This window comes from Paraburkholderia sp. J76, assembly GCF_905220295.1.
GTDB lineage: Bacteria > Pseudomonadota > Gammaproteobacteria > Burkholderiales > Burkholderiaceae > Paraburkholderia.
This window is the reverse complement of sequence record NZ_CAJMZJ010000014.1, coordinates 157,807-169,831: the sequence shown is the minus strand read 5'-3', so window position 1 is coordinate 169,831 and position 12,025 is coordinate 157,807. Positions and strand designations below refer to the sequence as shown.

The 12,025-nt window shown below is 64.9% G+C and carries 13 protein-coding genes; 4 read left to right on the top strand and 9 right to left on the bottom strand.

The window, feature by feature from the left end; translation table 11 throughout:
- Window positions 1–112: 112 nt before the first annotated feature.
- The 8 genes from U5768_RS24870 to U5768_RS24835 all read right to left on the bottom strand — a co-directional run bounded on the left by U5768_RS24870 (window position 113) and on the right by U5768_RS24835 (window position 6,062).
- Window positions 113–1,495, bottom strand: a complete 1,383-nt coding sequence (locus U5768_RS24870; protein WP_028209950.1) for a replicative DNA helicase — start codon at window positions 1,493–1,495, stop codon at window positions 113–115.
- A 171-nt stretch (window positions 1,496–1,666) separates the two neighbouring features.
- Complete coding sequence (rplI, locus tag U5768_RS24865; protein WP_322033039.1) at window positions 1,667–2,119, bottom strand: 50S ribosomal protein L9; 453 nt, start codon at window positions 2,117–2,119, stop codon at window positions 1,667–1,669.
- A 27-nt stretch (window positions 2,120–2,146) separates the two neighbouring features.
- Window positions 2,147–2,422 carry a 30S ribosomal protein S18 gene (rpsR, locus tag U5768_RS24860; RefSeq protein ID WP_027797225.1) on the bottom strand — a complete coding sequence of 92 codons (276 nt, stop codon included), beginning with the start codon at window positions 2,420–2,422 and terminating at the stop codon, window positions 2,147–2,149.
- A 2-nt stretch (window positions 2,423–2,424) separates the two neighbouring features.
- Window positions 2,425–2,724, bottom strand: a complete 300-nt coding sequence (gene priB / locus U5768_RS24855) for a primosomal replication protein N (RefSeq protein WP_028204898.1) — start codon at window positions 2,722–2,724, stop codon at window positions 2,425–2,427.
- 46 nt (window positions 2,725–2,770) lie between these two features.
- Window positions 2,771–3,142 (bottom strand): 30S ribosomal protein S6, encoded by a 372-nt coding sequence (rpsF, locus tag U5768_RS24850; protein WP_027818337.1) that lies wholly within the window; start codon window positions 3,140–3,142, stop codon window positions 2,771–2,773.
- Window positions 3,143–3,285: 143 nt separating this feature from the next.
- A complete protein-coding gene (locus U5768_RS24845; RefSeq protein WP_322033038.1) occupies window positions 3,286–4,260 on the bottom strand; it encodes an anti-sigma factor family protein in 975 nt (324 codons plus the stop codon).
- Window positions 4,250–5,017 (bottom strand): RNA polymerase sigma factor, encoded by a 768-nt coding sequence (locus U5768_RS24840; RefSeq protein WP_322033037.1) that lies wholly within the window; start codon window positions 5,015–5,017, stop codon window positions 4,250–4,252. Before U5768_RS24840 ends, U5768_RS24845 begins: the two co-directional genes overlap by 11 nt.
- Window positions 5,018–5,153: 136 nt before the next feature.
- Window positions 5,154–6,062: a substrate binding domain-containing protein gene (locus U5768_RS24835; RefSeq protein WP_322033036.1), complete on the bottom strand. Its 909-nt coding sequence runs from the start codon at window positions 6,060–6,062 to the stop codon at window positions 5,154–5,156.
- Between the two features lie 186 nt (window positions 6,063–6,248).
- Here U5768_RS24835 and gcl point away from each other — a divergent pair, with 186 nt between their 5' ends.
- The 4 genes from gcl (at window position 6,249) to lysM (ending at window position 10,888) form a co-directional block, all read left to right on the top strand.
- Window positions 6,249–8,033 (top strand): glyoxylate carboligase, encoded by a 1,785-nt coding sequence (gene gcl, locus U5768_RS24830; protein ID WP_322033035.1) that lies wholly within the window; start codon window positions 6,249–6,251, stop codon window positions 8,031–8,033.
- Window positions 8,034–8,152: 119 nt separating this feature from the next.
- Window positions 8,153–8,950, top strand: a complete 798-nt coding sequence (gene hyi / locus U5768_RS24825) for a hydroxypyruvate isomerase (protein WP_322033034.1) — start codon at window positions 8,153–8,155, stop codon at window positions 8,948–8,950.
- A gap of 54 nt (window positions 8,951–9,004) precedes the next feature.
- Entirely contained in the window at window positions 9,005–9,910 is a 906-nt protein-coding gene (locus U5768_RS24820) for a 2-hydroxy-3-oxopropionate reductase (RefSeq protein ID WP_322033033.1), read from the top strand.
- A 468-nt stretch (window positions 9,911–10,378) separates the two neighbouring features.
- Window positions 10,379–10,888, top strand: a complete 510-nt coding sequence (lysM, locus tag U5768_RS24815; protein ID WP_322033032.1) for a peptidoglycan-binding protein LysM — start codon at window positions 10,379–10,381, stop codon at window positions 10,886–10,888.
- Window positions 10,889–10,984: 96 nt separating this feature from the next.
- Here the strand turns inward: lysM and U5768_RS24810 are convergent, their stop codons facing one another.
- Window positions 10,985–12,013, bottom strand: coding sequence for an asparaginase (locus tag U5768_RS24810; protein ID WP_322033031.1), 1,029 nt, complete (start codon window positions 12,011–12,013; stop codon window positions 10,985–10,987).
- Window positions 12,014–12,025: the final 12 nt, after the last annotated feature.

Below are 12,025 nucleotides of genomic sequence, written 5' to 3'. Positions count from 1 at the left end.
GCCAACCGTCATAAAACGGCAATATTGTATCGTCAGGAGAGAGCGACCGCATGCGTCGGCAGACGCCCCAGCGGCACTTGCGCCATTTTGGCGCAAGCGGCATGCGTTCGCATTACTCGCCGTAGAAGGTCTGCGCCCCGGCAAAATTATCGAACTTCGTGTATTGACCGTGGAACGTCAGCCGAACGGGCCCGATCGGACCATTACGCTGCTTGCCGATGATGATTTCGGCGGTGCCCTTGTCGGGGCTGTCGGGGTTATAGACTTCGTCGCGATAGATGAATAGAATGACGTCGGCATCCTGTTCGATAGCGCCCGATTCGCGCAGGTCCGACATCACCGGCCGCTTGTTCGGGCGCTGCTCCAGACCGCGATTGAGCTGCGAGAGCGCGATCACGGGCACGTCCAGTTCCTTCGCCAGGCTCTTGAGCGAGCGCGAAATTTCCGAAATTTCGGTCGCGCGGTTCTCGCCCGTGGACGAGCCGCTCATGAGCTGCAGGTAGTCGATGATGATGAGCCCGAGCTTGCCGCACTGGCGCGACAGCCGCCGCGCGCGCGAGCGCAGTTCCATCGGGTTCAGGCCGCCCGTCTCGTCGATGAAAATCTGCGCCTCGCTCATTTTCTGCACGGCGTGCGTGAGCTTCGGCCAATCCTCGTCGGTCAGGCGGCCCGTACGCATACGGTGCTGATCCAGGCGCCCCACCGAGCCGAGCATACGCATGATGAGCTGCGTGCCTGGCATTTCCATGGAGAACACCGCCACGGGCAGCCCGTACTCCACGGCCACATACTCGCCGATATTCATCGAGAACGCGGTCTTACCCATCGACGGGCGCCCCGCCACGATGATCAGTTCGCCGCCGTGCATGCCCGAGGTCATGCGGTCGAGGTCCATGAAGCCCGTGGGGGTGCCCGTCACGTCGCTCGGGTTAGCCGTGTGATAGAGCGTGTCGATACGCTCCACGACCTGCGTGAGCAGCGGTCCGATCTCGAGAAAGCCCTGAGTGCCGCGCGCGCCGTCTTCGGCGATCGAGAAAACCTTCGACTCTGCCTCGTCGAGCAGTTGACGCACTTCCTTGCCCTGCGGATTGAAGGCGTCGGCGGAAATCTCGTCGGCGACGGAAACAAGGCGGCGCAGCACCGCGCGGTCACGCACGATTTCCGCGTAGCGGCGGATGTTCGCGGCGCTCGGCGTGTTCTGCGCGAGCGCGTTGAGATACGCGAGGCCGCCCACGTCGTCCGCCTTGCCCGAAGTGCCGAGCGCCTCGTACACCGTCACCACGTCAGCCGGACGCGTGGCCGCTATCAGCCGGCCAATGTGTTCGAAGATGATGCGGTGATCGTAGCGGTAGAAGTCGCTTTGCGAGAGGAAGTCGGCGATCCGGTCCCAGGCGCCGTTATCCAGCAGCAGGCCGCCGAGCACCGATTGCTCGGCTTCGATCGAATGCGGCGGGACTTTCAGCGAGTCGAGTTGGGGATCTTTCGGAGCGTTCATGGAGGGCAATTATCGGACAAGGGGGTGCCTCGAACAAGCGTGAAAACTCGCAGCGAGCGTCCAGACAGCGCACAACAAAAAAGGCAGAAGCCCTGCGGCTCCTGCCCTTCCTGAGGTCTTGCGTCAAATGCGGCGTCAAACCGCGCGGCCCCTGAGGACCGCGCATGGTGCTTAGGCGTGCTCGCCGAGCACCGACACCGTGACGTCGACGAGGACGTCGGTGTGCAGCGAAACCTGCACCGGGTGGTCGCCCACCATCTTCAGCGGGCCTTCCGGCAGACGCACTTGCGCCTTTTCCACTGCGAAGCCTTGCTTCGTGAGCGCGGCTGCGATGTCCGCGTTCGTGACCGAACCGAACAGACGGCCGTCCACGCCAGCCTTCTGGCCGATCTGAACGGTCAGGCCGTTCAGCTTTTCGCCTTCGGCTTGCGCAGCAGCCAGCTTTTCACCGGCGGCCTTTTCGAGTTCAGCGCGGCGAACTTCGAATTCAGCGATTGCGTCCTTCGTTGCACGGCGTGCCTTCTTGTTCGGGATCAGGAAGTTACGTGCGTAACCGTCCTTCACCTTCACGATGTCGCCGAGGTTACCCAGGTTGACGACTTTTTCCAGAAGAATGATCTGCATTCTATTGCTCCTTATCGCGTCGTCTTGTTAGGCCTTGTGCTGGTCGGTGTACGGCATCAGCGCGAGGAAACGCGCGCGCTTGATAGCCGTGTCCAGCTGACGCTGATAGTGGGCCTTCGTACCCGTCAGACGAGCCGGCGTGATCTTGCCGTTTTCGCCGATGAAGTCCTTCAGCGTATCGAGGTCCTTGTAGTCGATCTGTTCGACGTTTGCAGCCGTGAAGCGGCAGAACTTCTTGCGCTTGAAGAGCGGGTTTTGTTGCTGACGACGCTTGTCGAATTTCTTACCAGTCGGGCGGGGCATGATTAGTCCTTTCCTGTGCCTTGCATTTCGGTGATGTGAAACACCAGGGTTCGCGCATTGCGGTGCTTTTTCGCCAGAAAACCGGTGAAGAGCGCTTCCACGCCCATCTCGCAGCTTTCCACGAGACCGCAGGCCTTGCCGGCCGCCACCGCGGGCATCGTGAGTTCGACGAAGCGGGGAATGCCGGCTTCGACGACCTCCGTGCGGTGCTGCAACGTCACGCTTGCAATCGGAACGCCGGCGGGGGTGTACCGCACCGGTTCGCGTTCGACGACGCTAGCCGTAAGCTGCAGCCTGTTCACGGGGCTAACTCAGGCAAATGAGCGTTAATCCTGATGGCTTGGTGTATTAAGCCTGCGCTTCGGTCGGCTGGGCAGCCGCCTTCTTGGCTTCTTCGCGCTGCACTTCCTTCATCATCGGCGACGGGCCGGTTTCGGCCTTCTTCATCTTGACGATGAGGTGACGCAGAACAGCGTCGTTGAACTTGAACGCATGTTCGAGTTCGTCGAGCGTGGTCTGGTCGCATTCGATGTTCATGCAGACGTAGTGAGCCTTCGCGAGTTTCTCGATCATGTAGGCCAGTTGACGACGGCCCCAGTCTTCGATGCGGTGGATCTGACCACCGTGCGAGGTGATCGTGCTCTTGTAGCGCTCGATCATGGCGGGCACCTGCTCGCTCTGATCGGGATGCACGATGAAGACGATTTCGTAATGACGCATGTATCACTCCTTGTGCTTACTTGTGGATATAAGCCACCCGGGCGTCGGAACCGGTGCGGCAAGTGAGAAGCCGAAGATTGTAGCGCGGATGGGTTGCGCACGCAAGGCAGATCGTGCGTCACGGCGATGAATCGGGCGTGTTTTCAATGACTTGCGCGGGGGAAAGCGTCCTGACGAAGACCCGCCGCGCCGGATGCGCCGACAGCCTGGCTGCCCGCGGCCTCGCTCGCGCCGTCCGCGAGACGGGCGTCGAGCGCCGCGCGCAGACCGTCGAGCGCGTCCGCGCCCGCGTCCGTCACTGCCCACCAGGTCATGCCCGCCGCCTGCCAGCGCAGCAGCGCGTAGCCTTCGCTCGACGTCGACGGCCCCCCGCCCGAGACGGCCGGCCCGCTCGCCCCCGGCGGGAACACGTAGACGTCGATCACATGCTTCCCATGATGATAGACGAGCACCGCTACGCGTTCGCGCCCCACATAATCGAGGCGTCCGCCTGCCAGCGCAAAGCCCTGCTGCGCCAGATCGAAGACAGGCGGCGCATAGTCGATGCGGCCGTTGAACCACGGCTTCACGGTATGGCGGTCGGTCGATATCACGTCGATGTCGCGGCCCGAGATCTGGGCGCGTACGTGACTCGACACGAGGTCGTCGACAAAGGCAGTCTCCGCGGCGGGGCGACGCAGGTGCAGCGTGGCGATCACCGCCAACGCACAAAGCATCAGCACGGCGCAGCCGAGCCACGCGAACGTGGCCGAGCGCGGACCGGCGCCTGCGGGCAAAGCGCTCCAGCCAGCCAGTCCCCGCGCCCTGCCCTCGCTGCCTCGCCAGACGTTGCGCACCCAATGGCGCCAGCCGCTAGACTCACGCGCTGGAGATGGCGTTGCCTTCGCAGCCGCCGTCCCGGTCGCCGGCAATGCCGCGACGATGCGCGCCTCGAGCCCGGCCGGCGCGCGATGGTACGGCGCAGCGCGGATCGCCCGAGAGATAGCCTGGGCATCGTCGGCAACGCGGCGGCATGCCTCGCAGCCCGCGAGGTGTTCGCGCACGCGCCATTCGTCGGCGGCGGAGAGTTCGCGGTCGACGCTCGCGTCGACCAGCGGGCGCGCTTCGTTACAGTTCATCTGGCGCCTCCGTCGTCCGGCCTTCCGTACGCAAGCGTGCGTGCAAGGGCGATCCGCCGTCGGCGGCCGGCTCCTCGCGGAACCGACCGCCGTTTCCCCGGCCGGATGGTCTCTTCGCTTGACTGCTTCGCCCGACTCCTGTTTTGTCGTCCGCGCAGCCGTCGGCGCGGACAACCGCATCGCTTGCAGGCTCGCTCGCCGCGCCGCCACGGTACGCCGCCAACAGCGTCGCCAGACGCCTGCGGCCGCGCGCGAGCCGCGACATCACGGTACCGACCGGCAAGCTGGCAATCGCGGCAATCTCGCGGTAGCCCAGCTCCTCCAGTTCGCGCAGTACGAGCACTTCCCGATACTCCACCGGCAAGCGCCGCAGCGCGTCCTGCACGTAGCGGGCGTCTTCGTCGCGTATCGCGAGCGTCTCGGGATCGACGCTGCCGGTTTCCCAGCCTTCGAGCGGCGCGTCGTCGCGCAGTTCGTCGAATGGCGCCGCCTCTTCCGCGCCCGCGCGCCGCCGCCATTCGTCGTACCAGACACGCCGCACGATCGCGAGCAGCCACGGGCGGGCTTCGTCGCCGCGAAACGCGTCGAAGAAGCGAAACGCCCGCAAAAACGCTTCCTGGACGATATCTTCCGCGTCGCCGGGATTGCGCGAGAGCCAGCGCGCGAGGTTATAGGCCGCGTCGAGATGCGGCAGCGCCAGCGCCTGAAAGCGGCGGCTGCGCCCGGCCTCGTCCTGCTCGTACGCGGATTCGCCCACGTCGTTCCCTCGCGTCTTCGTCCGGCCTGCGCGACCGTGGCCGCTGCACAGCCACTCCTGCAGGCACTACCGAAGCTCGGGCCAGTTTATTCCCGCTGCGTGCGTGAGAAACGAAAAATAAATCGGCGACACGTAGCTACGCGCCGGCCCAATATCCCGGCCGCGCGTAGACCTCCTTGAGGTAGTCGATGAAATAGCGCACGCGCGCCGGCACGTAGCGCTGCTGCGGATACACCGCGAGGATGTCGTAGTCGGGCAGCGCGTACTCGTCGAGCACCGTTTCGAGTTCGCCGCGCGCAAGCTGGGCGTCGATCTCCCAGGTCGACCGCCAGCCCAGACCAAGGCTCTCGGTCACCCAGCGGTGCAGCAGTTCGCCGTCGTTGCAGTCGAGCGTGCCGCCCACGCGCACCGTCACGAGCTTGCCGCCGCGGCTGAAGTACCAGCCCCGGTTCTGGCCGCCTTGCAGGTTGAACGCCAGGCAATTGTGGCTCGGCAGGTCTTCGAGCGTTTTCGGGCGCCCGTGCTTGCGGAAATATTCGGGCGTGCCGCACACCACGCGCCGGTTCGTGGCGAGCTTCACGGCGACGAAGTTCGGGTCCACCGCGCCGCCGATGCGGATCGACAGGTCATAGCCCTCGCGCACCAGATCGACCACGCGGTCGGTGAGATTGAACGACACCTGGAGTTCGGGCTTGTCGGCGAGGAACTCGGGCGCGAGCGGCGCAACATGCTTGCGTCCGAACGCGGCCGGCGCGGAGACGATCAGATGGCCGCTCACCACCTGGCGCCCGGCGGACAGCTCGTTCTCGGCCTGATCCCAGTCGGCGAGCAGGCCGCGGCAGCGCTCGAGAAAGGCCGCGCCCTCCTCGCTCACCACGAGCCGCCGCGTCGAACGATAGATGAGCTTCACGCCCAGGCGCTTTTCCAGCGCGTCGATACGCCGCCCGAGGATGACCGGCGAGACGCCTTCCTCCAGCGCCGCGGCCGCGAGGCTGCCCGCCTCGGCGACGCGCACGAAGGTTTCGATCTGCTTGAAGCGGTCCATTTGCCTGTCTCCTGTCGGCCGGAGTTAGTGCTTTAGCACTTACGCCAGCCCCACCCCGCCTGCATTCCATACTTTTTGTTTCGGAATAAACGACCTGGACTGATCTTATCAAACCTTTCCTGCGCGCCTAAAGTGAGCCTCAACGCTTAGCCATTCCTCGCATACCGAGACATTCAGGAGACAACCATGGCCAAAATGAGAGCCGTCGACGCCGCTGTTCTGGTGCTCGAAAAAGAAGGCATCGACACCGCTTTCGGCGTGCCGGGCGCAGCCATCAATCCGTTCTATTCGGCAATGAAAAAGGCTGGCGGCATCACGCACGTGCTGGCGCGCCACGTCGAAGGCGCCTCGCACATGGCCGAAGGCTATACGCGCGCCACGCCGGGCAACATCGGCGTGTGCATCGGCACCTCGGGCCCCGCGGGCACCGACATGATCACGGGCCTCTACTCGGCCCAGGCCGACTCGATTCCGATCCTCGCGATCACGGGCCAGGCGCCCCGCGCGCGCCTCTACAAGGAAGACTTCCAGGCCGTCGACATCGAGTCGATCGCCAAGCCCGTCACCAAGTGGGCCGTGACGGTGCGCGAGCCGGCGCTCGTGCCGCGCGTGTTCCAGCAGGCGTTCCACCTCATGCGCTCGGGCCGTCCGGGTCCGGTGCTGGTCGATTTGCCCATCGACGTGCAGCTCGCCGAAATCGAATTCGACATCGACACCTACGAACCGCTGCCGGTCTACAAGCCGAAGGCGACGCGCAAGCAGATCGAAGCCGCGCTCGAACTGCTCAACGCGAGCGACAAGCCGCTGATCGTCTCGGGCGGCGGCGTGCTCAACGCCGCAGCGGAAGACCTGCTCGTCAAGTTCGCCGAAACGGTGGGCGTGCCCGTGATCCCGACGCTCATGTCGTGGGGCGCGATTGCCGACGACCATCCGCTCATGGCGGGCATGGTCGGTCTGCAGACGTCGCACCGCTACGGCAACGCCACGATGCTCGCCTCCGACTTCGTGCTCGGCATCGGCAACCGCTGGGCGAACCGTCACACGGGCAGCGTCGAGGTGTACACGAAGGGCCGCAAGTTCGTGCACGTCGATATCGAACCGACGCAGATCGGCCGCGTGTTCGGTCCGGATCTCGGCATCGTCTCCGACGCGAAGGCCGCGCTCGAACTCTTCGTCGAAATCGCGCAGGAATGGAAGGCCGCGGGCAAGTTGAAGGACCGCAGCGCGTGGGTGGCGGACTGCCAGCAACGCAAGCGCACGATGCTTCGCAAGACGCACTTCGAAAACACGCCGATCAAGCCGCAACGCGTGTACGAAGAGATGAACAAGGCGTTTGGCCGCGACACCTGCTACGTGAGCACCATCGGCCTTTCGCAGATCGCCGGCGCGCAGTTCCTGCACGTGTACAAGGCGCGCAACTGGATCAACTGCGGCCAGGCGGGCCCGCTCGGCTGGACCATTCCCGCCGCGCTCGGCGTGCGCGCAGCCGATCCGACACGCCCCATCGTTGCGCTCTCGGGCGACTACGACTTCCAGTTCATGGTCGAAGAACTGGCCGTGGGCGCGCAGTTCAAGCTGCCGTACGTGCACGTGGTCGTGAACAACTCGTATCTCGGCCTGATCCGCCAGGCGCAGCGCGCGTTCGACATGGACTTCTGCGTGCAGCTCGCGTTCGAGAACATCAACGCGCCTGAAGTGAACGGCTATGGCGTGGATCACGTCACGGTCGCCGAAGGTCTCGGCTGCAAGGCGCTGCGCGTGTTCAAGCCGGAAGAAATCGCCCCGGCGTTCAAGCAGGCCCAGGCGCTCGCCGCCGAGCACAGCGTGCCGGTCGTCGTCGAAGTGATTCTCGAACGCGTGACCAATATTTCGATGGGCACCGAAATCGATGCGATCAACGAGTTCGAGGAACTGGCCGAAAAGCCCGAGCATGCGCCGACAGCCGTCAGCGCGCTGAATGCCCTCGACTGAGCGCAGTCGCATTCGGCCACGCATCGCCGCAGTACAGGCAGCGCGCACGGCACCGGCGCGCCGCCTGACCGACTTCCCGCGTGACTTCCTTTATTGACCGACCAGCGAGACCCCGCACCATGCCAAAATTCGCCGCGAACCTCACCATGCTGTTCAACGAAGTGCCCTTCCTCGACCGCTTCGCCGCGGCCGCGCAAGCGGGCTTCGACGCCGTGGAGTTCCTGTTCCCCTATCCGTACAAAGCCGCCGAACTGGCCGAACGCCTCGAAGCCAACGGCCTCAAGCTCGTACTCCACAACCTGCCCGCCGGCAACTGGGAAGCGGGCGAGCGCGGCATTGCCTGCCTGCCCGATCGCCGTAGCGAGTTCCAGGAAGGCGTGGGCCGCGCGATCGAATACGCGAAGGCGCTGAAGGTGCCGCAGCTCAACTGCCTCGTCGGCATTCCGACGGCGGGCGTGGACCGCGAGACGGCGCTTGCCACGATCGTCGATAACCTGCGTTACGCGGCGGGCGAACTGAAACGCGAAGGCATTCGCCTGCTGGTCGAGCCGTGCAATTCGTACGACATCCCCGGCTTCGCGCTGAACCGCTCGGCCGAAGCGCTTGACGTGATCGAAAAGACCGGCTCGGACAACCTGTTCCTGCAGTACGACATCTATCACATGCAGCGCATGGAAGGCGAACTCGCCGCGACGATCAAGAAGCACTTCGCGAAGATCGCTCACGTCCAGCTTGCAGACAATCCTGGCCGCAACGAACCCGGCACGGGCGAAATCCACTACCCGTTCCTGTTCGATCTGCTCGACACGCTCGGCTACGAAGGTCACATCGGCTGCGAGTACAAGCCGCGCACGACGACCGTCGAAGGCCTCGGCTGGTTGCGCGGCGCGAAGCAGCGCACCGCCGAACTCGCCTGAGCAACGACGCGCATCGGCCACATTCACGCATTCGCTTTAACGGAGACACACAAGATGGCAAAGATTGGCTTTATCGGACTGGGCATCATGGGCGCGCACATGGCGCGCAACCTCATCAAGGGCGGTCATACGCTCGCGGTGAACGGCAAGTACCCGGTGCCCGACGATCTGCGCACGCAAACCGAAGTCGTCGCCGATTCGGCCGCTGTCGCGAAGGCGTCGGACATCGTCATCGTGATGGTGCCGGACACGCCTGATGTCGCCAACGTCCTGTTCGCCGACGATGGCGTCGCCAAGGGTCTTTCGGCTGGCAAGCTCGTGATCGACATGAGCTCGATCTCGCCGCTCGAAACGCAACAGTTCGCCAAACAGATCAACGCGCTGGGCTGCGACTATCTCGACGCGCCGGTTTCGGGCGGCGAGGTCGGCGCGCGCGAAGCCACGCTCACGATCATGGTGGGCGGCCCGCAGAAGGCGTTCGATCTCGCCCGGCCGCTGTTCGACCTGATGGGCAAGAACATCTCGCTCATCGGCGACAACGGCGCGGGCCAGACCTGCAAGGTGGCAAACCAGATCATCGTCGCGTTGAACATCGAGGCCGTGGCCGAAGCGCTGCTGTTCGCGGCGCGTTCGGGGGCGGACCCCGAGCGCGTGCGCAAGGCGCTCATGGGCGGCTTCGCTTCGTCGCGCATTCTCGAAGTGCACGGCGAGCGCATGACGAAGCGCACGTTCAACCCGGGCTTTCGCATCGAATTGCACCAGAAGGACCTGAACCTCGCCATCGACGGCGCGCGCAAGCTCGGCATCGCACTGCCGCATACCGCGAGCGCACAGCAGCTCTTCAGCGTGTGCGCCGCGAACGGCGGCAAGGCATGGGACCACTCGGCGATGATCCGCGCGCTCGAGATCATGGCGAACTTCGAGATCGCCGAGCCGCAAACGCAAGTGAAGGCAGCTTAAGTTCCGGCCCTGGCAGGACGGCGGTTCGCGCGACGCAACGCGCGGGCCGCCCGCAGAACCGGATCACGCATACCGGCTCGCGCGCATCGAGTGGCTCATTGGGTGGCTAAATGGGGCTACAGCGCACGAGCCTCCCGTGGGGCGCTTCGCGGCGGCGGCAACCGTCGCGAGGCAAATCGGTGCCGCTCTGGGCTGAGGGCGGCCAGTGGGGTCCGAAAGCGGCGCCCGGTGACGGCGGGGAAGCCTTGGTCGGTCAGACGTCGTCATCGGGTGTCCGCGTGTCGGATGCCCGATTTTCTTTATATCCCCTCTTTTCTCGCCGGTTTCACATTCTTTGACGCCACCCCGATGGACGCCGTCGGCACCGCGTTTCTAGAATCGTGCTTTCATCCGTCTGTCACGCAGACGGGTCAAGGTGGACGCCACGCGTGACCACCAGTCATTTCCAGCACGTGAGGAGTGTGATCAATGGGCATTATCAATTTCATCAAGGAAGCAGGCGAAAAGCTGTTCGGCGCCGCTGCCGCACCGGCCGCCGCCGCCGAACCCGCCGCCGCGCCGGCAGACGCCGCAGCGAATCTCGCCGCGCTGAACCAGAAGGCCGGCGACGCGATCGCGGCCTATATCCGCTCGCAAGGCCTCGACGCCGACAACCTCGGCGTGACTTACGACGGCGTTTCGCACACCGTAACGGTCACGGGCAACGTCGCCGACCAGCCCACGAAGGAAAAGATCCTCGTCGCGGCCGGCAACGTGCAGAACGTCGACAAGGTCGACGACCAGATGACCGTGACGAACCCCGCGCCCGAAGCGCAGCACCACACGGTCGTTGCCGGCGACAACCTCTGGAAGATCGCCGAAAAGTACTACGGCAGCGGCGCGAAAAACGACGTGATCTTCCAGGCGAACACGCCGATGCTCAAGAGCCCGGACAAGATCTATCCGGGCCAGGTGCTGGTGATTCCGCCGCTGCAGTAATGCAACAAGCGCGTTGGCAAGAAAAACGCGCTCAAACGCGAAACGGGCTTTGCGGAGCGATCCGCAAAGCCCGTTTTTCTTGTGTGCCTCCAGCGCTCAGTACGTGTCGAACACGTCCTGCAACCCTGCCGTGTCGGTCGTGCCCGCGGCCAGCGCGAGCAGCAACAGCACGCGCGCCTTGTACGGGTTGAGCGTGCCCGAAGACACGAAGCCAAGCGCGTCGTCCTTCGCCGCGCCGTTGTGCATCACGTGGCCCGAGCCCACGCGCGAGGCGCGCACGACAGCCACGCCCTTCAAGGCCGCTTCCGCCAGCGACTGCTGCAATGCGCCGTGAATCGAGCCGTTGCCGGTACCGGCTACGACAAGCCCATCCACGCCCGCTGCCACGAGCGCTTCGACCGCGGCGCGCGACACGCCCGCGTAGCTCGTCACGATCTCGACCTGCGGCCATTGAACCGAAGCCGTGAACGGTGCATCGAGCGTATGCGGGCGCAGTGCGCGGCGCTGGAACTCCACGCGTCCGTCCTGCACCCAGCCCAGCGCGCCGATTTCGGGCGACTGGAACGCATCCACCGCGTAGGTGCTGACCTTCGCGACGTCGCGAGCGCAATGAATGCGGTTATTGAACGCCACCAGCACGCCCTGCCCGGCCGCCGCTGCGCTCGCGGCGAGCGTGACGGCGTTGAGCAGATTGAGCGGGCCGTCGGCGGAAAGCGCCGTGGCGGGCCGCATGGCGGCGGTCAGGATGCAAGGCTTCGCGCTCTTCACCGTGAGATGCAGCAGATAGGCGGTTTCTTCGAGCGTATCCGTGCCATGCGTGATCACCACGCCGTCGATCTCGTCGCTGGCGAGCAGTTCGTTCACGCGTTGCGCGAGCGTCGCCCACAGCGCGAGCGACATGTCCTTGCTGTCGATGCTCGCGATCTGCTCGGCGCGGATCTGCGCGATGGCGTCGAGGCCCGGCACGGCTGCGAGCAGTTGCGCGACGCCGATCACGCCCGCCTGATAACCGGCGGTGTTCGCGGCATCGGCAGCCGAGCCCGCGATCGTCCCGCCCGTGGCGAGCACGGCGATGCGCGGCAGCGCCCCGGGCGCGGCCCCGGAAAGAGAAGTGGAAGTATTCATGGCGGCGATTTT